The organism is Muribaculum intestinale (genome assembly GCF_002201515.1).
GTDB lineage: Bacteria > Bacteroidota > Bacteroidia > Bacteroidales > Muribaculaceae > Muribaculum > Muribaculum intestinale.
This window is the reverse complement of the sequence record NZ_CP021421.1, coordinates 2,214,229-2,236,081: the sequence shown is the minus strand read 5'-3', so window position 1 is coordinate 2,236,081 and position 21,853 is coordinate 2,214,229. Positions and strand designations below refer to the sequence as shown.

Annotated in this window: 23 protein-coding genes; 7 read left to right on the top strand and 16 right to left on the bottom strand. The window is 47.3% G+C overall.

Going from position 1 to position 21,853, the window contains the following annotated elements; translation table 11 throughout:
* The first annotated feature begins 290 nt into the window (after window positions 1-290).
* Both ADH68_RS14260 and ADH68_RS09000 read left to right on the top strand, forming a co-directional pair.
* Window positions 291-497 (top strand): transposase, encoded by a 207-nt coding sequence (locus ADH68_RS14260; RefSeq protein WP_084274060.1) that lies wholly within the window; start codon window positions 291-293, stop codon window positions 495-497.
* Window positions 467-1,246 carry a transposase gene (locus tag ADH68_RS09000; protein ID WP_255201338.1) on the top strand — a complete coding sequence of 260 codons (780 nt, stop codon included), beginning with the start codon at window positions 467-469 and terminating at the stop codon, window positions 1,244-1,246. The genes ADH68_RS14260 and ADH68_RS09000 overlap by 31 nt, the downstream gene beginning before the upstream one ends.
* Here ADH68_RS09000 and ADH68_RS08995 read toward each other — a convergent pair.
* Window positions 1,191-2,129 (bottom strand): hypothetical protein, encoded by a 939-nt coding sequence (locus ADH68_RS08995; protein WP_068961099.1) that lies wholly within the window; start codon window positions 2,127-2,129, stop codon window positions 1,191-1,193. The two genes, ADH68_RS09000 and ADH68_RS08995, sit on opposite strands and share 56 nt — an antisense overlap.
* A 163-nt stretch (window positions 2,130-2,292) precedes the next feature.
* On the opposite strand from ADH68_RS08995, the gene queC reads away from it, so the two are divergent.
* Window positions 2,293-2,949 (top strand): 7-cyano-7-deazaguanine synthase QueC, encoded by a 657-nt coding sequence (queC, locus tag ADH68_RS08990; RefSeq protein WP_068961100.1) that lies wholly within the window; start codon window positions 2,293-2,295, stop codon window positions 2,947-2,949.
* 191 nt (window positions 2,950-3,140) lie between these two features.
* Here the strand turns inward: queC and ADH68_RS08985 are convergent, their stop codons facing one another.
* The 4 genes from ADH68_RS08985 to ADH68_RS08970 all read right to left on the bottom strand — a co-directional run bounded on the left by ADH68_RS08985 (window position 3,141) and on the right by ADH68_RS08970 (window position 8,031).
* A complete protein-coding gene (locus ADH68_RS08985; RefSeq protein WP_068961101.1) occupies window positions 3,141-4,109 on the bottom strand; it encodes a YncE family protein in 969 nt (322 codons plus the stop codon).
* Window positions 4,110-4,172: 63 nt separating this feature from the next.
* The gene (locus ADH68_RS08980) at window positions 4,173-5,375 is read right to left on the bottom strand and encodes a porin (protein ID WP_084274062.1); all 1,203 of its coding nucleotides are present in this window, start codon (window positions 5,373-5,375) and stop codon (window positions 4,173-4,175) included.
* A gap of 192 nt (window positions 5,376-5,567) precedes the next feature.
* On the bottom strand, window positions 5,568-6,431 hold the full coding sequence (locus tag ADH68_RS08975) for an HAD-IIA family hydrolase (protein WP_088294859.1): 864 nt from the start codon (window positions 6,429-6,431) through the stop codon (window positions 5,568-5,570).
* Window positions 6,432-6,777: 346 nt separating this feature from the next.
* Window positions 6,778-8,031 (bottom strand): D-alanyl-D-alanine carboxypeptidase/D-alanyl-D-alanine-endopeptidase, encoded by a 1,254-nt coding sequence (locus ADH68_RS08970; protein ID WP_068961104.1) that lies wholly within the window; start codon window positions 8,029-8,031, stop codon window positions 6,778-6,780.
* Between the two features lie 136 nt (window positions 8,032-8,167).
* Between ADH68_RS08970 and ADH68_RS08965 the strand changes: the two genes are divergently transcribed.
* From ADH68_RS08965 to fabG, 3 genes are all read left to right on the top strand, one after another.
* Entirely contained in the window at window positions 8,168-8,812 is a 645-nt protein-coding gene (locus ADH68_RS08965) for a TetR/AcrR family transcriptional regulator (protein ID WP_068961105.1), read from the top strand.
* Between the two features lie 23 nt (window positions 8,813-8,835).
* Window positions 8,836-9,780 (top strand): 3-oxoacyl-ACP synthase III family protein, encoded by a 945-nt coding sequence (locus tag ADH68_RS08960; protein ID WP_068961106.1) that lies wholly within the window; start codon window positions 8,836-8,838, stop codon window positions 9,778-9,780.
* A gap of 108 nt (window positions 9,781-9,888) precedes the next feature.
* Window positions 9,889-10,635: a 3-oxoacyl-[acyl-carrier-protein] reductase gene (gene fabG, locus ADH68_RS08955; protein WP_068961107.1), complete on the top strand. Its 747-nt coding sequence runs from the start codon at window positions 9,889-9,891 to the stop codon at window positions 10,633-10,635.
* A 101-nt stretch (window positions 10,636-10,736) separates the two neighbouring features.
* Here the strand turns inward: fabG and ADH68_RS08950 are convergent, their stop codons facing one another.
* The 11 genes from ADH68_RS08950 to ADH68_RS08900 all read right to left on the bottom strand — a co-directional run bounded on the left by ADH68_RS08950 (window position 10,737) and on the right by ADH68_RS08900 (window position 20,294).
* Window positions 10,737-11,075 carry a hypothetical protein gene (locus ADH68_RS08950; protein ID WP_068961108.1) on the bottom strand — a complete coding sequence of 113 codons (339 nt, stop codon included), beginning with the start codon at window positions 11,073-11,075 and terminating at the stop codon, window positions 10,737-10,739.
* A gap of 17 nt (window positions 11,076-11,092) precedes the next feature.
* Window positions 11,093-11,623, bottom strand: coding sequence for an RNA polymerase sigma factor (locus tag ADH68_RS08945; RefSeq protein ID WP_068961109.1), 531 nt, complete (start codon window positions 11,621-11,623; stop codon window positions 11,093-11,095).
* Window positions 11,623-12,387, bottom strand: coding sequence for a DUF6249 domain-containing protein (locus ADH68_RS08940; RefSeq protein WP_133165698.1), 765 nt, complete (start codon window positions 12,385-12,387; stop codon window positions 11,623-11,625). Before ADH68_RS08940 ends, ADH68_RS08945 begins: the two co-directional genes overlap by 1 nt.
* A 153-nt stretch (window positions 12,388-12,540) precedes the next feature.
* Window positions 12,541-13,401, bottom strand: coding sequence for a Cbp1 family collagen-binding glycoprotein adhesin (locus ADH68_RS08935; protein WP_068961111.1), 861 nt, complete (start codon window positions 13,399-13,401; stop codon window positions 12,541-12,543).
* An 85-nt stretch (window positions 13,402-13,486) separates the two neighbouring features.
* Window positions 13,487-14,230, bottom strand: coding sequence for a 16S rRNA (cytidine(1402)-2'-O)-methyltransferase (gene rsmI, locus ADH68_RS08930; protein ID WP_068961112.1), 744 nt, complete (start codon window positions 14,228-14,230; stop codon window positions 13,487-13,489).
* Window positions 14,227-14,982, bottom strand: a complete 756-nt coding sequence (locus tag ADH68_RS08925; protein WP_068961113.1) for a hypothetical protein — start codon at window positions 14,980-14,982, stop codon at window positions 14,227-14,229. Before ADH68_RS08925 ends, rsmI begins: the two co-directional genes overlap by 4 nt.
* A 193-nt stretch (window positions 14,983-15,175) precedes the next feature.
* Entirely contained in the window at window positions 15,176-16,033 is an 858-nt protein-coding gene (locus ADH68_RS08920) for an energy transducer TonB (RefSeq protein ID WP_068961114.1), read from the bottom strand.
* A 39-nt stretch (window positions 16,034-16,072) separates the two neighbouring features.
* Window positions 16,073-16,810 (bottom strand): ExbD/TolR family protein, encoded by a 738-nt coding sequence (locus tag ADH68_RS08915; RefSeq protein WP_088294803.1) that lies wholly within the window; start codon window positions 16,808-16,810, stop codon window positions 16,073-16,075.
* Between the two features lie 5 nt (window positions 16,811-16,815).
* Window positions 16,816-17,517, bottom strand: a complete 702-nt coding sequence (locus ADH68_RS08910; RefSeq protein WP_068961116.1) for an ExbD/TolR family protein — start codon at window positions 17,515-17,517, stop codon at window positions 16,816-16,818.
* Between the two features lie 43 nt (window positions 17,518-17,560).
* The gene (locus tag ADH68_RS08905; RefSeq protein ID WP_084274063.1) at window positions 17,561-18,397 is read right to left on the bottom strand and encodes a MotA/TolQ/ExbB proton channel family protein; all 837 of its coding nucleotides are present in this window, start codon (window positions 18,395-18,397) and stop codon (window positions 17,561-17,563) included.
* Between the two features lie 427 nt (window positions 18,398-18,824).
* Window positions 18,825-20,294 carry a potassium/proton antiporter gene (locus tag ADH68_RS08900; RefSeq protein ID WP_068961117.1) on the bottom strand — a complete coding sequence of 490 codons (1,470 nt, stop codon included), beginning with the start codon at window positions 20,292-20,294 and terminating at the stop codon, window positions 18,825-18,827.
* A 205-nt stretch (window positions 20,295-20,499) separates the two neighbouring features.
* Here ADH68_RS08900 and ADH68_RS08895 point away from each other — a divergent pair, with 205 nt between their 5' ends.
* Window positions 20,500-21,846 (top strand): Na(+)-translocating NADH-quinone reductase subunit A, encoded by a 1,347-nt coding sequence (locus ADH68_RS08895; RefSeq protein WP_068962087.1) that lies wholly within the window; start codon window positions 20,500-20,502, stop codon window positions 21,844-21,846.
* Window positions 21,847-21,853 lie beyond the last annotated feature (7 nt).

Genomic DNA, 21,853 nt, shown 5'->3' with positions numbered 1-21,853 from the left:
GTTTCATATAAGACCCCGTTCCCCAATATTTGTTAACGCTGGGGTCGCATATCTCTGAGTGATTTTTGTCTTGTGATGAAGGAGCGTAGCCGTAGCTACGTGACTGAAGAACAAGGCAAAAAGCGCCGGAGAGATGCGATGATAAGGTAATTTTATACATCAGCACACAATTAATTCCACCCCAATTCAGTTATGTGATTTTAAGCATTTATAACTTGTTGGATTAGACTGGGATATACTACAGCTTTGACACTTAGACAGCGCAACTTTATTTTAGAAAATTTCCGGAAATTTTCAATACGAAATCAAAGGCTGATATATTTGAGATTATTAATGCCTTGTTTTTCTTGATCAAAACAGGGTGTCAATGGAAACTTCTGCCAAATGATTTTCCAAAATGGCGTACAGTGTATGAATTTTACCGCAAGTGGATTTCTATAGGATTTTTTGACCGTATGACCCAAGAATTGAATGCCATGGCACAAGGGATTCGCTAAGGAAATCGGCTCAACCGACTGTTGCCGTCATAGACAGCCAAAGCATGCGTACCGGACTGGCCAAATCAGTAAAGGGAATAGACGGAGGAAAGAAAATCAAGGGTATAAAAAGACATCTTGCCGTAGATTCAAATGGATTCCCGCTGACTATAGTTATATCACGCGCAAATGTCCACGATAGCAAGGGTGCGATTGGATTGGCAATTGACACGGTCTGCAAATATCCGACGATCAGATTATTAAAGGCAGACAACGGCTATCGCGGACCTTTAGTAAAAAACTTGAAAGAAGGATTGCTTGTGGAATTGGAGTGTGTGAAATCGAATTTCGGCACATCGGAATTCAAGCCGATTAGCGGCAGGTGGGTTGTGGAACGCACCCTCTCGTGGCTTGAATCTTTCAGACGATTAAACAGGAATTACGAACAGTTTCTTCACACCGCCAAAGCGATTGCGATGGCAGCGTGTGCAATGTTTATGTTGCGGTTCGTTCAATTCAGCTTCATCCCGAGTTCATCACAGTCATATTTATTCTCAGCTGTCCGTGGCAGAAATTACCTTCGCCTCGGCCAATCCTCATGCATCTGCGTACGCTTGTTTCGGTCACAATGCAACCGCATTGCTCCCTCACTGCGCGAACACATCTGCACGACGCTTGACCGCCCCAGCGTTAACAAATATTGGGGAACGGGGTCTAAGAGCCTGTATAAAATTTTCTCCATATCTCCAGACGCCAGCTATCTTCCTTGACAGGAATAGCATTTCGCTCGTCGATTTCCTTCACATATTTATTGGGCTTAAGCCCCAATCTCGACATATCATACCCGGAAACAAATCGGTTGAGTTCCGATGCATCCACAAGAAACACTCTCTTCGTACGATAATTAGTGCCTTTACTATTAGACGGAGGCATCAACGGAGGAATAAGCCGCATAGAGTAAGCCACATTACCTTTCATCTTAGTAAACGACCATGGCATTACAGTATCGGTAATCGAATATGCATTATAAAAATGCTCACCCGGAATTGCATATGACACCACCACCCTGTAAAGGGTATCGGAGGTATCATTTTCGACATAACTGCCATTGACCTGCAACCCCTTCCCGGCCCGGTAATCATGTAGGACTATGAAATCTGATTTTCCCGACTCGTCAATCCTAACTACCGTGACATCCGGAACAATCCATTTCAACAAGGATTCAACACCCATATAAAGCAACGGTGAAATATAAACCATCATCATTACAATCTGCACTATATACTTCCTCCTATCTGCCAATACGGGGCTCAGACTGTCAACTACACCATCGCAATTCGTCATGCACGACAATCTATCCATGCGTTTATCTCCGCATATCCACAATGCCGCCGCTGCTATAATAGTCAGAGCCACATTAATCCACCAGCATAATGACCAGTCATAAAGATACATTCCAAACACAAAATATATTATGACACCAAACACCGACATTATAGCCACGCCGACATTACGAGGCTGCTTTGGAGTCCAATATACAGCCGTCTGACTTATCATCCATCGGGAAAATCCGATCTTATACATCAACATGCCATTCAATGCTACAGCTACTGCCGATGCTATAATTCCAAGTACTGATTCGGTAAATAACATAACTTATAAGAGTTTGTGTTGCAGAAAGTGATAATCATCTATGCAATGACATAAACATCACAAATATATATATATTTTTTACAATAGAATAGAGAATGCCACGTTTTAATACTGACAGGCAGTTTAACACGTACTGCATACGTAAAACACCAAGCATCAGAATATGGAAAAAGAATGCATAATAGTATTGTCGGGTGGCATGGACAGCACGACCCTTCTCTACGACTACAAGGATGAAATAGCCATTGCCCTCACCTTTGACTACGGCAGCAATCATAACGCACGTGAAATAGAATGTGCACGCATCCATTGCGAACGTCTTGGCATTGAGCATATCGTAATACCTCTTGACTTCATGCATAAGTATTTCCACTCCTCGCTGCTTGACGGTGCCGATGCAATCCCTGAAGGACATTATGCCGACGACAACATGCGCTCAACAGTAGTGCCGTTCCGCAACGGCATAATGCTTGCCGTCGCTTGCGGTATGGCCGAGAGCCGCGGACTCAAGAAGGTGCTTATCGCCAATCATTCGGGTGACCATGCAGTATATCCCGACTGCAGGGCCGCATTCATAGATGCCATGTCCGAAGCCATGCAGGCCGGTACCTACGACAGAATATCCATACTCGCTCCATACACCGGCAAGGACAAAACATTCATAGCCGCACGCGGAGCAGAACTCGGTGTGGATTTCTCGCTGACATACTCCTGCTACAAGGGACGCGAGCGCCATTGCGGACGATGCGGCACATGTGTGGAGCGGCGTGAGGCATTCCGCATTGCCGGCATTCCCGACCATACTCTCTACGAAGAATAGCCGGAAGAATAACCGGACTACATATACAGCAATGGAACTTATTGGGGAATAAGTTCCATTGCTGTATATGTGAGTTATTATCTAAAGCAAGACCCCGTCGGCATCCGACGGGGTCTGTCATTGATTATAAGAAGCGGTCAGGAATTCTATATCATTTTACCAATATTGCTTACCTAAATTCTTAACAGTCCTTATTTTACCTTTTCGTAGATATAGAGTTCGTGAATTTCGCCTGTATAACCTTCGTTTTCGTACGGACCCTGGCTCATGCCAAGCACAATCTGAGTGCCACGGTTGTTGAGCACAACCAGGTCGTCGTTTACAGGATCAATGGAAAGTCCTTCAATCTCACCGGCACGCTTGAAGTCGCTCATCTCGCGGAAAAGTTCCACACGGCCTTTCTTTGCACCACCTGCAATCTTTCCTTTGCGCATTACAGGTTTGCCTTTCTTGTCGAGCTGTACACTGAAAGGAGTATCTTTCACAACCTCCTCGCCATCAACGAGACCGGTAAATGGCACCTCGGTAATGTCGGCGATATAGATATTGTCGGGAATCTGATACAGCGACTCACCGTCGTCCGAAGTGAAAAGCATCTTTCCGTCGGCGATGAAAATACCCTGACACCAGTAAGGAGTCGGCAAACACTGCATCTTGGTGTAATACTTGCCGGTAGCAAGATCGTAGCAGTATACATAACGGCTGTCGACCCAGTCAGACATCCACACCATGTTTTTATCACGGTCCACTGCAAGACCGGATACCTCTACCTGGCCTGACTCAGGTGTCCAAGGCAGGTCGCGCTTCCACTTAAGAGTTTCTGCGTCATAGATAGAAACAGCGATATTATAGCCGCGGCCATACTCGAATTTCTCGATACCGCAATAGATTTCTCCATTGTGGATATCAATGTCACCGAAGTGGTTGGCGATTTCTGGATGTTGGAAGGGCTGGTCGTTCTTTGCTACAAGATTACCATCCTTGTCATACTTATAGAGAACCTTTGTATCAGATACATAGTAATAAGTACTGTCGATAGCGATACCTTGACGTCCGGCTACAGGGATTACTTTTTTCAGACGGTATTCGCTGCCTACATGCTGTGCGCTTACGGAGATGCCTGCGATGAGCATTGACATCATCAATAAAATCTTTTTCATAAAATTTTAGTTTTCGTAGATTATTTAGATTTACAGTCAGAGTTAATCAGATAGGAAATCATATCAGAACTTGAACAGACCCATCAGCTGAAGCTGGCTTGATGTGCTCTTTCCATTGTTTGAAGCCTCGCGAACATCCTTGCCATACATAGAGAGCATATAGTTGAGCTGAACCTTCAGATTTCCAAACGGTTCCCATGTGCAACCCAAAAGCACTCGGTCATAATTATTGAGAGAGAGCTTGTTAAGGCTGTCATGATACATATCATAGCGCACTACGGGAAGGAACTTACCGAAATGATAGCCGGCAAGAGCGTAGAAACCAGTCTCGTGAGCAAGAGAAATGCCTTCTTTCTTGCCTCTGAGATAGCCATATTCGGCGCGAACGTCAAGACCGGTCGGATTGTTATACCAGAAGCCGCCTACAAAACGGTGCATCGGGCAATACTTGCCGGGGATTTCTTCGCCCTCCTCATTTTCGAGATCCTTATTAGTCTGGTACTCACCATAATTATATGCAGCCTTTACATTGAAATACTTAAGCGGGCGCACTGTGAGAGCTGCGATAATGTCTTTAGACTTGTTGTTGTCATCCTTACAAGGCAGCTGGCCGTTTGTTACAGCGAAATTATATGACAGGTAATTGAATCCCTCGGCGCTGGGCAGAAGGTCACCCATCAACATGATGCCTAAATCTCGTCCGTAATCAACGAAATCATAACCGATTGCATTGCGGCATGCCATACGATAACAGATATTGGAGAAGTCGACAGTCTCGAGAGTTGCAGGAGAAATATCGTAGTTCTCATAGCCTAACGGAGTATAGAACTGACCTACACGTACCTGAAATGCCGGATTAAACTTATATGTGAAGAATGCGTCCATTACCTGGATATTCTTCTGGCCGTTGCCGTTGGTCGAACCGGCAATACCATTGAATGCCTCAATCTGCACACGTACCGAACCGTTTTTGCACACTTGTCCGTCAAGGATAAGACGCAGACGCTTGGCCTGGAATGACGAAGAGCCTGAGCCAAGGCTATTGTAGTTATAACCGGCTTGTAGATAGCCTGATACTTTTACCATTTTTGCAAGTTGAGATTTCCAGTCCTCAGTGGCGCCTGCGGCAGAAGATGCCGGCACTGATGCCGAAGAGGGAGTCTCCATGGGTGCATTGAGTACATCATAAGACGATTCTGTCACATCTGAGGCATACATGGTAGTCGCAGCTGCGCAACATGCCATAATCGCAAAGATTTTTTTCATAACTCAAATTGGTTTTAAGTTGTAACGTTATTGGATTAATATAGAATAAATGATTTATTATCAGAAAATTACAGTAAAGTAATAACAAATACCATCCTTGCAACAGAACAAGGATATGGCACAACTGAATCAAATAAGAATGTACTTGAACTTATGTCAGGGAGTGAGGAAACAGCAGCAACTATATGGCAATCAAGTTCTGGCATCTACGAGAATGCGCCCGAACTCCATCACATTAAGTGCTGTAATAGGAGGTTGAGGATTGGAATTGATAGCAGTGTCAAGTGTGGTTTCTCCGGAAAGGACAAGCACACCTAACGCACCGGCATTTCTAGCCATGGCCACATCGGTATAAATACGGTCGCCACACATGGCAATCTCATCGGCCTCCAAGCCATACCGATGGCGTATACCTGCAAGCATATCCGGATTGGGTTTTCCGATTACGATATCCGGTTCGCGCCCCGTAGCATGCTCGATGCAACGGCAGATGGAGCCACAGTCGACAAGTATTGTAGGCAAATCGGTCGGGCACACACGGTCGGGATTTGTGGCTATATAGGGTATACCCTCCGAGGCAAGCCATGCGGCATGACACAGACGGTCATACTGGAGAGTAGTATCAAACGCCACTACGAGAGCATCCGGGCGGTCAGCAGAGTCAGCTTTCGTCAACTCGAATCCGGCAGCCCCAAACTCAGCGAGCATGCTTGGTGTGCCAAGCGCAAAAATTCGCTTCACCTCAGGCATATTGGACTTGAGATATTCAATAGTAGCCACTGCAGTAGTATACATATTCTCCTCGGAAGCCTCAATACCAAGTTTTTCCAGCTTCTTAAGATAATCCTTGATACTACGGGTGGGATTGTTTGTGAGAAAAGAATACCCTATGCCGTTCTCATCAAGCATTTTTAAGAAATCCTTTGTAAACGGGAATAATTTTGAGCCGAGGTATATTGTGCCATCCATGTCAAGAGCGACATGTTTTATACGTCGGCATGCCTGCATAAGTTCGTCATGCGACATCGGAGTAATGTATTTCTCAAAATTTTTCATAACAATCAGATTTTGATTATTCTGCATACATTATACTTTCGGTACGAAACAAGCCGTTTGCCGGAAAGTATACAGGATTGCTTTGTCAGGATGGTAAAAATAGGGTTGTATAGTGGGTTATCTTCAGAATATATACTCACCGGATATAATCTTATAGAGTCAAATGAGAACATCCGGGTGAAAACCTTGCAAATCAATATCATTGGTATTTTAAGACACGATTGTCAAATGCTTTCGTTGCGAAAGTAATATATTTTTTAAATAAAAACAAATAAAATTAGTGCTTTTTTCACAAAATATTTTACCACGCTCATTAACACCTTTTATGTCAAAATATTACAAAAACCTAACGGGACACTAAGACCCCGTTCAGATAAGTAGATACCGCACTTCTGACTTTTGTCGATGTACATGTAAAGTTATTAACCATTATTACTACAGAATGAGTCGGCCGGCCATCCTTGTCGAGCATATATCCGGCGTAACACAATACACCCGTCATACTCCCTGACTTCAAGGCCATACGCCCCTCCAAGGGCGTGCGTCTTAAAAAATTCCTTACAGTGCCATCTCGGCCGGCAATCGGAAAAAGCTCCGCATAACTACGGCTACGGGCCATAGAGTGAAGTATATCGGAAATCATGCGGGCTGACATCCGGTTGACCGGTGCAAGTCCGGAACCGTCGACAATACGCCCGCGGGAAAGATCGATACCTCGAGCCTTCCAAAGGTCGCGTTGAACGACAATAGCTGAATCGGCACGCACAAGCGCCACTTCCGTATCCCGTACGTCGCATGCAGGCAGCAGAAGTGCACGAAGCATAGCCTCGGCGTAGAGATTATCGCTGCGGTGCATCATCACTTTTAATATATCATCCCTATCCGGCGAAAAATATCGCCAAACTTTTATCGGTGATAAATCTTCCGGCAATACAACCTCAGTGTAATTCATCTCAGCATCCATCGCCATGGCAATTCCTTCCTTAGCCAGACGGTCTGTCACTACATCACACAACACGGCCGCCGGATCAGAATCTGCCATACGCCCCTCCTTGCTGTCAAATGAATTATCGCGATAATTTATTGGATAACATCCTGCTCCATACTCCCATTCGAGGTCCTCAAGAAGCCAGTAAGGGGAAAGTGCATCTTCCGGAATGTCGGAAGGTATAGCAGATACATCACCGTTCATGCATTTTACACCCAATCTGTCCAACTCTGTTGCCACCCATATATCAAATGCTTCCCGCTTGTTGAAAAACCTAGAGCCGAGCGTGGGATCATAACCGCCCACTATGGCCAGATAGCCATTGAGCACACCGTCCGCCGACAATGCTCCATACGCTGCCAGCCTCGTAACAAAGCGAAAATCAACAGGTAGCGACAGCTGGGCTGTAGCAGCGGTAAGGCACTTCTGCACCGACGCAGGCACAAGCAGTCGCTCACTATCATAATCCGCAATCACTTTCCCATCGGAGATACGCACAATACGTATCCCTACAGAAGCCCCCTCGGCAGAGGGGAAATCCAGAGGCTGCGAACCATAAGCCTGCAACACGGCACATACATATATTATAAAAGTCAGAATTATATTCCTCATAATTGTAAAAGCATGTTTAGAGCTTCAAAATTAATTCAAATTACCCGGAATATACCTCAAAAACTCCCGTTCTTTTGCTCTTATTCCGAAGAAAATGATTAATTTCGCACATTAAAAGCAAATTTGTGCAATATAAATGGCCAGCAAGACCCGCGAAAAATTAATTGAAGTAGCCCGCCAGCTCTTTGCCCACAAAGGGATAGAGAATACGACGATGAGCGACATTGCAACCGCCTCGGAAAAGGGACGGCGCACAATTTATACCTACTTCAAAAACAAACGCGAGATCTACAATGCCGTAATAGAAAAAGAGAGCGAACAGGTGGTAGGCCGCCTGCGGGAAATATTCGCAATCGATATGAACCCGCTCGAAAAGCTGATGAGATTTATCGACGTACGCATAGACATCGTCGAAGAAACAATACGCCACGAACGCGAAAGCCCGGTATTGCGCACGCTTATGGTACGCGATGTGCGACGCATGGAGCGTATCCGCAATCTCGCTGTAGAAAAAGAGATTGAAATGCTCCGGCAGATTATGGACGACGGTGTAAACATGGGACTCTTCTCAAGAGAACGAATCAATGATGCTTTCATGGCAATGATAATGATGTTTCAGGGAATCGAGTTGTCTATAATGCGCAATAATTTTGCATTTTACGGAATTGAACGTGATGAAGTGCGTGTTAGGGCAAAGAATTTTATTCTTGCCGCCTTGACACGCGATGACACGCAAGCCACCAATAATCCGCCACTGCAACCAACCGACAATAAACATTAAGAAACAAAGATAAAAATTTCAGTATGTATATCAACGCCACAGGATATTACGTGCCGGAAGCACGTGTCGACAACGACTACTTCCTCAATGTCAACGGTCTCACAAGCGAATGGATCGAGAAACGCACAGGCATCCGCACCCGCTCCAAAGCCGGAGAGGGAGAAGGACACAACTCGATGGGTCTTAATGCGATAGAGGACGCACTGAAATCGCTTCCCTATCCTATAAAAGATATCGATCTCATCGTAAGCGCCTCATATTCACCCTACGACACAGTAGCCACTCTCGCTCATATCGCACAACAGAAATACGATATCGACGGCGCCAAGGCTGTATATTGCAGTGCAGCATGTTCATCGTTTGTCAACGGCCTTGAAATTGTCGACGCCTACTTCAAGTCAGGCAAAGCCCGCAAAGCCCTGCTCATATGCTCGGAGCACAACACATATTATTCTAATGAATCCGACCCCAAGGCAGGCCACCTGTGGGGCGACGCAGCGGTAGCATATTTCCTCTCAGCCGACAAAGTAGCAGAGACCGACCTTAAGATTTCCGACATATTTACCTGCGGTCTCGGAAATGTTGGCAAAGGTCCCGACGGTGTGGTTCTGCGCCCCAAAGAAGGTGGCATAGAAATGCCTGACGGCCGCGATGTATTTGTTAACGCCTGCCAGCAGATGATACGCGCGCTTGATGAAGTGACCAAGCCTATCGGCATCACTCCCGCACAGCTCGACTATATAATAACCCACCAGGCCAACAAACGAATTGTAGCACAAGTGGCACACCAGCTTGACCTTACCGACGACCACTTCCTCAATAATATCGAGGAACTCGGCAACACCGGCTCGGCATCATGTGCTCTTGTCTTTGCCCAGAACCGCGATACATTCCGTAAAGGACAGCGCGTAGGCCTTACCGTATTCGGCGGAGGCTATTCCTGCGGAGCTTTCTTGGTCGAGATATAATAAATTACTAATTTTGCATGTCCCTCTTTCGAAAGGCTCTGCCATGGGCCTGACAGTGCAATACAATTGCATCAACCACAAAACTAATTATATATATTCCTAATAAACATGAAACAGTTAGAAGGCAAGACCGCACTCATAACCGGTGCCGCACGCGGTATCGGCAAAGCTCTCGCACTGCGTTTCGCCGCTGAAGGCGCAAACATCGCATTTACCGACCTCGTAATCGACGAAAACGGCAAGGCCACAGAAAAAGAAATAGAAGCTCTCGGAGTAAAGGTGAAGGGATATGCTTCCAATGCCGCCGACTTCAACCAGACTAAAGAAGTAGTAGCCGAAGTGCACAAGGATTTCGGGTCAATCGATATTCTCGTAAATAACGCCGGCATTACTAAAGACGGCCTGATGATGCGAATGACCGAGGCCCAGTGGGACGCAGTTATCGCTGTAAACCTCAAGAGCGCATTCAACTTCATCAACGCCGTACTTCCCATCATGCTCCGCCAGCGTAGCGGTTCTATCATCAACATGGCATCGGTAGTAGGTGTACACGGCAACGCCGGACAGTCCAACTACGCTGCATCAAAGGCCGGCCTTATCGCTCTGGCTAAATCTATCGCCCAGGAAGTAGGCTCACGCGGCATCCGTGCCAACGCTATTGCTCCCGGATTTATCGAGACTGCCATGACTGCGGCTCTTCCCGATGACGTACGTGCCGAATGGGTTAAGAAAATCCCTCTGCGCCGTGGAGGCCAGGTTGAGGATATTGCAAACGTTGCCGTATTCCTCGCTTCCGACATGTCATCGTATGTTACCGGCCAGGTAATCCAAGTCGACGGCGGCATGAATATGTAATAATACATTCACATATAGCAATCATGCAGACAGCGGGCGGCACAATATGCCGCCCGCTTGTCATATCTACCTATAATAGTACCTATTGCATGATTTGCCTCTTATTCCCTTATCCATGCCACGACTTTAGGAGCCAATATGGCCACCACCGGCAGCAGTGTAAATCCAAGGAGTACAGCCATGTCGCCTATGTCGCCTACTGTCACCGTCCCCTTGCTCATTATGTGTGAAATCCAGCCTATCCAGTATAAGGCAAGCACCAATATGGCGACTCCATACGCTCCCCACTCCATACCATTGAGCATTCGGCGTCGCCGGGGTGGAAGACGGTTCATCACCTTACGCGTAAACCACGCTGTCACCGGAGCATCGGGCAATCCCTTTTGAAATGCGCGACGAAGCGCGTCATCATTGCTGAAAATATCGTTCTGTTGTTTCATAACATTCTTTCTTTAAATTATCTTACCTGAGCCATCTTTACCTTGGCACGCGACAAATGGCTCTTCACAGTACCCTCAGGCATGTCCAATATACGGCTAATCTCCTTGAGAGGTTTATCCTCCAGATAGAACAGGAGCACAGCCGCACGCTCATTTGCAGAAAGCACACTCAGACATCGCTCAACATCCAGACGAGCTTCGGTGGCGCCGGCCGTATCAACACGCTCATCGACCGGAATGCTATCGGGAGGGTCATCGGGGAGTATCTCTCGGTTACGTCTGAGATAACCGTAATACTCGTTCATGGCTATACGAAACAGCCATGTCTTGAAGCGCGCCACTCCCTGCCATGATCTGAGCCCGAGATACGCTTTCAGAAACGTATCCTGGGCAAGATCATCGGTAAGCGAGGCATTGCCCATCGTGAGATTGAGCAAGAAGCGCCGCAAGGGTTGTTGATACTCCTCGACAAGCCGCTCAAATGCGCGCCGGTCATCACCGGCCACGCATCTGGCTACAAGCCGTAATTCTTCCCACTTGGTAAGCATTAGCGTCTGGGCGGTATGGGAGGAAAGTTAGTAGTATCATCATCATTGTCGCGCGCAACAGTGCCACAGTTGCTCTCTACAATGGATGAGGATTTCTGTTTCTGCTCGTTACGGTAGGCGATAAGTTTGCCGGCTCCTATGGCAATCGGCACAATCATAAGCACAGCCCACTCTATCTGTAATCTTACCAAAAAGAAGAGCATCAAAGCACATCCCCACGCCACATACTTGATACCGCTATTCCATTTGGCCCGCGAATCTGTCTGCGGGAACATTCCCTCCGGTATATCTTTCCCTGACGCCACAATCTGAGCGACCGCCTGATAGCGAGCACGCTTTGTACGATATATGAAGTAACATATCAGGAATACCGCAAGTACCGGAGCACCGAAAATCAAGACAGTGCCTACAATTGCCACAGGTGGTACGAATGAAGGTATGTCATTGTCTATATCCGGGCCATAATTGGAATCCGGCAATACGATATTTATTGTAGTGACACCTCCTCCTCTGCGTCCGGAGTCGGCTGTGGTCATCGAGATGGTGCTTGCCACCATCTCGGCGTCGGCTGCCGACGCCAGGGTGTCGTTGATTGTAACCACAACCGTACTGTCGTAGAAGCCGTCGCGCAATCCGTTCACGACATCAGTGATACTCTCTCTGATTTCATCGGCGTGATTACGGGTGTAACCTGTATTGCACGATGTGGTCAGTAGCGACAGAAGAAGTATCGCGATAACAGCTATTCTGTTGTATATTATCATATTCATGTATCGTTTTATTATTTTATCTTTTGATGCGCGACAGTGGAAAAAGGTTGCACACATATCCGCAAAAATACAAAAAACATACCGTATCGCCCTGCAAAAAAGGCGATACGGCATGTTTTATCGTAACTATGTTAACTTGCTATCGAATCAGTCGACCTGAATTACAAGATAGTTGCTTCGGCTCCAGAACTCACGCGCATTAGTGACACGTATAATCTTGATGCCGTCGACATCCTCGATGACATAGCTGTCCTGAGGCATGTTTGTAAGCACCTTGGCCTTTTTGGCATGTGTGTTGATTGTGGTGAGAGTGCGCTTGTCGGCGGTAGTGAAATAGCTCTGCTGGAAATCAGCCTGCATAAGTTTTGTCTTGCGGAGGAAACCGGTCTCGATAATCTTCGCTTCCTTAAGCTCTTTCTTGGTGCCAATAGCATAGAAGCATGTGTTAAGTTCGTTTTCAGCGGCAATAGCCTGCTCCTGAGCAAGAGTGCGTTCTTCAGTCACAGCAGCTACTGTGGTATTAAGCGAGTCGACGCGCGTAGTAAGATCCGCTACCTGAATTTTGGCTGCTGCGAGGTCATTGCGCAGAGTCGAGATAGTGGCCTCCTGATTGGCAATCTCGGCTTTCAGGTTTTCAACAGTGCGCTGCAATGTACCGCTATAGCTCTGACTTTTCTTGAGTTTTTCCTCAAGTTGGGCCAGACGTTCGCGACGTTCCTGAAGGGCCTTCTGTATGGCCGACATATCATTGCGCAACTGTGCCTTGCGCGATGCCGATTCAGCATTAAGATCCGAAGTGTTGGAGAGTATTTTCTCCATGTCCTTAATCTGGTTCATGCCGTCGGTGATATCATTGAGAAGGACAAGGAGACTGTCCTGGTTGGCCAAAGCAACGTGCAACGAATCATTGAGTTCACCATTGAGCGATTCAGCCTGCTTCAGCTTATCGCCGTTGCAGCCCGACAATACCATAAGGGCAGCGGCTGCGATTGATAGAATCTTTTTCATAATCAGATGTTGAGTGAATTGTTAAACGTCAGAGAATGTGTGAGGTAGAGAAGTTGTGCAATTAGGTTGATTGAATAATGAAGATTTATAGATTGTCAGACGATGCTTCGGAGGAATCTCGATATTTGTTTCGGTGCACCTTCTTTGGTGCACTTCCTGCCATTCCTTCAATAATTATAACGATTTCTCCGCGCGGTTGGTTCGCGGAAAAGTATTCGACAAGTTCACAAAGTGTACCGGTATGTGTGGAATCATGCATTTTTGATATTTCACGACACACCGCGGCACGACGCGTAGGGCCACAAGTCTCAGCGAGTTCTTTCAGAGTAGTGCATAGGCGTAACGGCGACTCATATATAACAAACGTACGCGGCTCAACCGACAACTCCTCAAGACGAGTGCGTCGACCTTTTTTCGGTGGCAGAAATCCCTCAAATGTAAACCTGTCGCACGGAAGACCGGAATTCACAAGAGCCGGAATAAGCGCAGTCGGTCCGGGGAGAGTCTCCACATCGATGCCTGCCACCCGGGCCTCTCTTACAAGCATAAAGCCCGGATCGGATATGCCGGGGGTGCCTGCATCGCTTACGAGAGCTATGTTCTCTCCTCCGCTCAGACGCGCCACGACACGCGAAGTAGTATCATGCTCATTATATTTATGGTGGCTCGACGTAGGAGTGGTTATGCCGAAATGCTTCAGCAACACGCCGCTCGTGCGGGTGTCCTCACACAGTATCATATCAACGTTGCGCAACGTTTCCACCGCTCGGGGAGTCATATCACCGAGGTTGCCTACCGGAGTAGGTACAATATAGAGTTTACCGCTCATCGTGTGGCGAAATGCTTTTCTATAATTTCCATGAAATCTTTTACTTCCTGATTATCGGCATCCCACTGAAGGTCGGTCATAAAGTAGTCGACAGCCTCGGAATAGCTCGACATAGCCTCTACAAGATTGAGAGTATCACTCATTTCTATGTCAGAGTTACCGAAAAGTTCGCGACGAAAACGGAAACGGTCGTTAAGCGAGAATGCCTTGCGGAGATTTCTCGACCCCTCGCGGGCAAGTTTCTCATCAAGGCGCAATGGCTCGTCAGCAGTCGCCACCTCTTCTTCAGGAGAATATTCAGCCTCCTCCGACACATCACTGTCAACATCTGTCTGCGATAAAGTATCATCCTCGCTTACCTCTACGGAACAATAATCATCAGAAACAATCTCATCGGCAGAATCAACCGTCTCGACAGTAAGTGGATTTGAACATATTATATCACAGTCTGCATCATAGGGGTCAGGCACGTATCCTGCGGAGACATCAACTGAATCTTCATCCTGCGACACGACCATAGCGGACGAAGACAACACATCAGTGATATCGGTCACAGCACATGTGGCTCCTTTCTTTACGATATTCGACAAATTGACGGCGGCCGCATGGATTTCATCGGCTTTTTCCGAAATCAGATTCCATATGGCTACAGGAGTGGCGTCGCCGCGCTTCCCGGCCGAAAGAAGAAGTCCCTCCAACTCATATCCGAGCGAGAGCATTTTTTCAATACTAATATTCAATACGTTATCCATATCTGGAACAATAAAAGTCATTTTAATGATGACAAAGATAAGAAATTACATATATAATAACGCATAAGTGCATGATATTTAGAGCATGCTTAAAAATAAAAGGTGAAAATGATGGTGACGACAGTATATATACAGAAAGACGTTGCCAATAATGGCAACGTCTTTCTATAAAGTCTGTAGTAATTATACTAGTTTATACTCCCTGGAGCTTGAAGGTGATAGGCAGTGTATACCACACGTTCACCGACTGACCGTTCATCTTGCCGGGGATAAAGTCGGGAAGCGACTTAACCACGCGTACGGCTTCTTTGTCGAGATCGGGGTCCCTGCCACGGGCCACCTTAACTTCGCCGATTTTACCTGTCTTGGTAACGACGAACTGTACTACCACACGGCCCTGGATATTGTTCTCCATAGCCACGGGAGGATACTTGAGGTTCTTCTGGATGTACTTCATGAGCTCGGCCTCGCCACCGGGGAACTGGGGCATCTGCTCTACGGCAGTAAACACCTTGTTCTCTTCAACCGGCTTCTTTTCCTCGACGATAATCTCGTCTTTGTGCTCACGTACTACGTTGCGGTCGTCGGTACCCTTGTCGAAGTCGCTCTGACCGAATGCGGTAGTAGTTTCCTTAAGTTCATCCTGAGTCTTGATTTCGTCCTCAGCATTTACCTTCTCGTCCTCAACGATGGCGAGCTCGGTCACCTTCACAGTGTTAAGGATTTCTTCGGGGAGTGCTTCGGGGATTTCTACCTCTACACGCTGCTGCTCTTCTTCAGGCTGATCCTGCTCTTCATCCACAGTGTTGTCAAGATTTACCAGTGCCTGCTCGGTAAGGTCCTCGGGTTTTTCCTCGGCCTTGGGAAGCACTGTGTTGACAAGAAGTGGAAGTATAAAGGCGATTGCAATTACGATTACAACTACAATCATCGCCTTATTGTGGCGGGCATCAGAGTTCTTACGCATCTCATATGCGCCAAACTGCTGGTTCTTGCCTTCAAAGACTATGTCGCGCCATTCCTTTGATGAAAGATCTACATCTTTTGCCATTGTTCTTGCTGATTTAATAGTTAAACATATAGACCGTCATCATTTCTTCGGATTCTTGGCGATATAGTCGAAGATCATCGCAGAGTCGACACCATTGATGTTGTCGATCTGGTAGCGGGAAATCTGGTTAATCTGCATCTCGTCGAGAGCGCCGATGAGGCTCTCCCAAGAGGCGTTGGGACCGGCCTTGATGATGACTACCGGACGATCCTGAATCAGAGAGTCGTTGCGAATCTCCTTAGCACGGGCCTGATACTCGTCATCGTTAATCTTCTTATCCTTCCAGTCCTTTTTGAGGACAGCGATTTTCTCAAGTACAGTCTTGTTCTTGTCGTGAAGGATTTTGCGGATACCCTGCTCCTGACCATTTACATTGCCTACAAATTTCTCAGCCTTGAGAATAGAATTGTCAAGAAGACCATCCTTATTCTCGTCGGCGATATCGGGCTTGCCGAAGTAGTAGTAGATGACGTGGGCGGGTTTGCCGGTTTCGGGGTCAGTTTTCACGTTTCCGTCAGCGTCGCGCTCGGTATCGAGAATGAGCGTTACGGCCTGGGACTCCTTTGCTTTGTTCTGCTGTTCCTGCTCAACCTTTTCGTTGGAGGGGAGCGAGATATTCAGAGTCTGCGACTTAATCATCGTAGTACAAAGCATGAAGAACGTGATCAGAAGCATGTTCATATCCACCATGGGCGTAAAGTCCACGTGAATCGACATCTTCTTTTGGGCGCCTTTTTTCTTTTTGCCGCCCTTATCGGATTGTTCTATTTGTGCCATGATGTTTAGTCGTTCTCAGTTTTTAATGCAGTCAGGAGGCTGAACTTATTCATCTTGAGGGTCTGGAGGTTGTCAAGGACAGTGTGGACAATATCGTAGGGAGTGTCCGCGTCGGCCTTCACAGCGATACCTTCACCGCTCTTGATGGTCTTCTCCATGTTATCGTTCGAGTTATAGATGGCGCGCATCCATATCTGGAACTCATTGGGGTTAGCGAGATCCTGATTACCGTCGACAGGAATACCGATTTTCCATTCGGGGCGTTTGCCCTGCATGATTTCATCCTGATGTACCTGCGACTCGTCGAGGAATGCCGGGAGCTGGGCGATGGGCATGCCGAACATGTTCATTTTGGCGAACTTGTTGACCTGCTCCTGCGTGAGCTGTACCTTTTTGCTATGGGTCTTGTTGTACTCGGTTACGGCATTCTGGAGGATATCGGCTCTAACCTTCTCTGAAGAGTAGGTTGAGTCGGCGTCGCCCAGCACTCCAAGGAATATCTCACCCTTGGGTGACACCAGTACGGTAGTCACATTATTGATGGGCACCTTCAGTTCCGACACAGAGGCCGGAGTAATAACCGTAACAGGTTCCTTCTGAAGGAAGGTCGAGGTCAACATGAAGAAAGTAAGCAAAAGAACAGTCACGTCACTCATCGCGGTCATGTCGATGAGGGTGCTCTTTCTTTTAATTTTTACTTTTCCCATTGTACTTCGTTTACTGTATTATAATGTAGGAAAGACAATGGAATTAGTGAGTAGCGGCGAAAGTGGATACGATAGAGAAACCGATTTCGTCGATAGCGTAGGTGAGGTTGTCGATCTTGTTGGTGTAGAAGTTGTAAGAGATTACAGCGAATGCACCGGTTGCGATACCGAAAGCGGTGTTAATAAGAGCCTCAGAAATACCGGTCGAAAGTTCGGTAGAGTCAGGAGCACCGGATGCGGCAAGAGCCTGGAACGACTTGATCATACCCATTACAGTACCGAGAAGACCAACGAGAGTACCAAGAGTGGTAAGGGTAGCAACGATGGGGAGGTTCTGCTGGAGGGCAGGCATTTCGAGAGCTGTTGCTTCCTCAACTTCCTTCTGGAGGTTGGCAATCTTCTGCTCCTTGGTAAGAACGGTGTTCTTGTCCATCTCCTCGTAGCGTACGAGAGCGGCGCTTACTACAGCGGCTACAGAACCCTTCTGGTTGGCGCAAAGTTTCTGAGCACCGGCGATGTCACCTTTCTTGAGGCAAGCCTTAACACCGGCAACAAACTTGGTGATAGAGCCTTTACCCTTAGCTGAAGAGAGGGCAATCCAACGCTCTACAGAGAGAACGATTACAGTAAGGAAGAGGGTCTGAAGGATAGGCACGATGAAACCGCCTTTGTATACTGTACCCCAAAGGTCCTGAGGATGACCGGCTTCGTCAAAGTGGCTGGCGTGACCGAACCAGAAGATAAAGAGGCAGATTGCCACGATAAAGCAGGCAACAATCACGAGGAAAGCGTTCTTGATACCGCGAACGTTAGAACCGCTGTCGTGGAGATTCTGAGTTTTGGCAGGGGCTGCACCTGCATTAGGCTTTTGAGCTTCCATAATTTTTGTAAGAAAGTTTTTTTGTGATTAGTTAAACTATTATAGGTTATTGTTGGTTATTTATTTTGGTTAGTAATAGTGGTTTAAGCCACCTTAACTGTTTCATCAAGAGGGGCAACCTTGAAACATTGGCGCCACACAGGCCTGTACTACACTCACGGTTTAGCCAAGGTCGAGATGGACAGAAACACAGCTTACACTGTCAACGTTCCTCCGGTATAGACTCTTCAAATATCACTTCCGGCGTCATTCCCAAAGGGGTGCAACCGGATTAGGATATGCAAATTTATCATTAGTTTTCTTATCCCGCAAATTTTATCTGTCTATTTTTTAATCCTAAAAGCCTTTTGGGCCATTCTTAGCATTAATATATGTTTCATAGCATATTTTTAGGAAACAAATATAATAAATGCTTCCGTTCATTTGTTTATATACATTTATCATTGCTCACCAGTAGCAACACATCGCCCATATAAAGACGCGTGTCACCCTTCGGCACGATGTACCTGTCGTCGCGACGCACCATTACAGCCAGGGTATCTGACGGAAGTCCGATTTCTTTCAACGTACTGCCGTCGGCAAGCATATCCGACGTAATCTCAAGCTCACTTGTTGTCGCCGCGATATCGTCGGAAATATCAATCCCTTGAAATGCACTCTCCTTTACCGGCTCGCTGAGCCCGAGCCAGCGAGCCATTGAATTGACGGTGGTACCCTGAAGAAGCAACGACAGAATAGTTATGAAAAACACAATATTGAATATGAATGATGACTCCTCCACTCCCGGAGACACAACGGCATATGTGGCAAATATAATAGGTACAGCTCCGCGCAATCCCACCCATGATATATACACACGACCTTTGAATGTATATTGGCGGAAAGGGAGCAGCGACAGAAACACAGCGACCGGACGTGCCACAAGCATTATGAAAATACCGAGAGCAATACCGGGAACTACGACATGGAGCAATTCGTGGGGATTGACGAGCAGACCAAGAGTGAGAAACATGATAATCTGCACAAGCCATGTAAATCCTCCGAAAAATGTCACAATCGTACGCCTTACCGCCAGACGTTTGTTACCAACCACCAGACCGGCAATATACACTGCCAGATAACTGTTTCCTCCGATAATTTCAGTGAGAGTAAAAGTAAAGAATACACATGATATCACCATTACCGGATAAAGAAACTCATTGTCCACACGCAGCCGGTTGACAATCCATACCGTTGCATAACCCAGACAAAGGCCTCCTGCAGCTCCAAACAACAGCTGGACTGCCAGTGTCGCCGACGAGCCAAGCAACAGTTGTGCTCCTGTATCGTGGTGACCGTTGCCCTCTATTATACCTATAAGAATAATAACAAGAAGATAGGCCATAGGGTCGTTGGAGCCACTTTCGAGCTCCAGTGTGGGACGCAACTTCTGCTTCAGGCCGAGTTTTGCCGAGTCGAATATAGAGAACACCGACGCAGAATCGGTCGATGACATGATTGCAGCTATCAGCATCGATTCGGCCCACCCGAACGAGTATTCCGGAACAAGCCAGTGGAACACATAATATATAAATGTACCTGTAAGTCCGGTAGTAAGAAGCACCCCTACAGTAGCCAAAGTAATGCCGGGGAACAATACCGGCCGAATATCCGAGAACCGAGTCTCAAGTCCACCGGTAAAAAGTATGATTGATAAGGCAATCATACCAACAAACTGAGCCGATGCCGCCGAATCGAAATGCAATCCGAAGCCATCCACCCCGGCCACCATCCCAACGCCGAGAAACAGCAACAGGGCAGGCATGCCGAAACGGCTTCCGGCCTTTCCCACAAACACACTCATCATCAGCATCACGGCTACCACGAGCATTATATTGCTGCTTGTAATCTCAATCATATCTGCAAAGTTAAACAAATATTGGCATGCCCCAATAACACATGCACTATCATGCTGACACCGTCTCTGACGAAAATATCAAAAATAGCATTTTCAATAACGGAGCACATTGCAATAGAATGGATAAAATTTTACGATATATTAAGGGAAGTCGCAATAAATTAACTACCTTTGCACAAAATTTCCCGTCAACATAATTATGGTTATGGCAATATCTATCAACTTAAGGAAAGGACTCGACATAAATATACGTGGTGCAGCCACAGTGTCGCAGCCCCTTACCCGTATGCCTGCCAGATGCGCTGTCATTCCCGACGACTATCCCGGCATCACGCCGAAAGTCGATGTAAAAGAAGGCGACCACGTACTCGCAGGCACTCCATTGATTCACGACAAGCAATTCCCCGACATCCGAATTGTTTCGCCGGTAGCCGGAACCGTCGAGGCCGTTGTGCGCGGCGAACGCCGCAAGCTCGAGCGTATCGTAATCGTGCCCGATTCGAAAAATCCCGAAGAGGCCGCCGCATTACCGTCAGCTCCATCCGACCGCACTACGGCGCAACGTCTGTTGCTCGACTCCGGCCTATGGGCACAGATGCGCCAGCGTCCCTACGGTATTGTGCCACCTCCTGGCACTGCTCCGCGCGACATCTTTGTCACGACATTCGACTCAGCACCGCTCGCTCCCGACTGGAGCGCATTCGCAGCCGACAAGATAGCGGAACTCAACGCAGGCGTTTCACTTTTAAGACACCTTACCGATGGCGACGTCTATGTCGGAGTGCGGCCCGGAAGCCCCCTTGCAGCAATCGAGGGCGCGAAAATCGTGACTGTAAACGGTCCACACCCGGCAGGCAACGCTGGCATACAGATAGCCAATGTAAAACCGGTCAACAAAGGTGACATAGTCTGGACACTCGACCTACCTACCCTATTGCGTATAGGCATGCTCGTGAGCCATGGAAAACTCTGCTCCGATGTAGTGGTGCCACTTACCGGTTGTGAAGTGACCGAACCCAAATACGTGCTCACTAAAATCGGTGCCGATATGGCCACACTGGTGAAAGGGGAGATTAACGATGACACAATCCACCATCGTGTCATATCCGGCAACGTGCTTACCGGAATACCGGTATCGTCTGCCGATGGATTCCTGCACTACCCCTACACCCAGGTGACTGTTATTGCCGAAGGCGACGATGTGGCCGACTTCCTCGGCTGGGCATCGCTGTCGCCACAGAAAATGAGTGTAAGCCGGTCATTCCCCGGTCATTTCCTGAAGAAAGCATTCTGTCCCGACGCACGCATTCTCGGCGGTCGACGCGCGATGATAATGTCGGGCGTATACGACAAGGTGCTCCCTATGGACATAATGCCGGAATATCTCATAAAAGCCTGTATCGCGCGCGACCTCGACCGCATGGAGCAACTCGGCATATATGAGATTGTACCCGAGGATATAGCCCTGTGCGAGTACGTCGACCCCTCGAAACTTGAGCTACAGAAGATACTATCTGACGCGCTCGAATATATGTTTAAGGAACTCAATTGATTACAAC

Excerpts from the sequence above, each read along its gene's own strand:
- ADH68_RS08960 (WP_068961106.1), top strand. The coding sequence starts at position 8,836 with ATGTATATCAACGCCACAGGATATTACGTGCCGGAAGCACGTGTCGAC.
- ADH68_RS08920 (WP_068961114.1), bottom strand. The coding sequence starts at position 16,033 with ATGGCAAAAGATGTAGATCTTTCATCAAAGGAATGGCGCGACATAGTC.
- ADH68_RS08950 (WP_068961108.1), bottom strand. The coding sequence starts at position 11,075 with ATGAAACAACAGAACGATATTTTCAGCAATGATGACGCGCTTCGTCGC.
- ADH68_RS08905 (WP_084274063.1), bottom strand. The coding sequence starts at position 18,397 with ATGGAAGCTCAAAAGCCTAATGCAGGTGCAGCCCCTGCCAAAACTCAG.
- fabG (WP_068961107.1), top strand. The coding sequence starts at position 9,889 with ATGAAACAGTTAGAAGGCAAGACCGCACTCATAACCGGTGCCGCACGC.
- ADH68_RS08970 (WP_068961104.1), bottom strand. The coding sequence starts at position 8,031 with ATGAGGAATATAATTCTGACTTTTATAATATATGTATGTGCCGTGTTG.
- ADH68_RS08980 (WP_084274062.1), bottom strand. The coding sequence starts at position 5,375 with ATGAAAAAAATCTTTGCGATTATGGCATGTTGCGCAGCTGCGACTACC.
- queC (WP_068961100.1), top strand. The coding sequence starts at position 2,293 with ATGGAAAAAGAATGCATAATAGTATTGTCGGGTGGCATGGACAGCACG.
- ADH68_RS08965 (WP_068961105.1), top strand. The coding sequence starts at position 8,168 with ATGGCCAGCAAGACCCGCGAAAAATTAATTGAAGTAGCCCGCCAGCTC.
- ADH68_RS08935 (WP_068961111.1), bottom strand. The coding sequence starts at position 13,401 with ATGAAAAAGATTCTATCAATCGCAGCCGCTGCCCTTATGGTATTGTCG.
- ADH68_RS08985 (WP_068961101.1), bottom strand. The coding sequence starts at position 4,109 with ATGAAAAAGATTTTATTGATGATGTCAATGCTCATCGCAGGCATCTCC.
- ADH68_RS08940 (WP_133165698.1), bottom strand. The coding sequence starts at position 12,387 with ATGATAATATACAACAGAATAGCTGTTATCGCGATACTTCTTCTGTCG.
- ADH68_RS08945 (WP_068961109.1), bottom strand. The coding sequence starts at position 11,623 with ATGCTTACCAAGTGGGAAGAATTACGGCTTGTAGCCAGATGCGTGGCC.
- ADH68_RS08925 (WP_068961113.1), bottom strand. The coding sequence starts at position 14,982 with ATGGATAACGTATTGAATATTAGTATTGAAAAAATGCTCTCGCTCGGA.
- ADH68_RS08975 (WP_088294859.1), bottom strand. The coding sequence starts at position 6,431 with ATGAAAAATTTTGAGAAATACATTACTCCGATGTCGCATGACGAACTT.
- rsmI (WP_068961112.1), bottom strand. The coding sequence starts at position 14,230 with ATGAGCGGTAAACTCTATATTGTACCTACTCCGGTAGGCAACCTCGGT.
- ADH68_RS08895 (WP_068962087.1), top strand. The coding sequence starts at position 20,500 with ATGGCAATATCTATCAACTTAAGGAAAGGACTCGACATAAATATACGT.
- ADH68_RS08900 (WP_068961117.1), bottom strand. The coding sequence starts at position 20,294 with ATGATTGAGATTACAAGCAGCAATATAATGCTCGTGGTAGCCGTGATG.
- ADH68_RS08910 (WP_068961116.1), bottom strand. The coding sequence starts at position 17,517 with ATGGGAAAAGTAAAAATTAAAAGAAAGAGCACCCTCATCGACATGACC.
- ADH68_RS08995 (WP_068961099.1), bottom strand. The coding sequence starts at position 2,129 with ATGTTATTTACCGAATCAGTACTTGGAATTATAGCATCGGCAGTAGCT.
- ADH68_RS08915 (WP_088294803.1), bottom strand. The coding sequence starts at position 16,810 with ATGGCACAAATAGAACAATCCGATAAGGGCGGCAAAAAGAAAAAAGGC.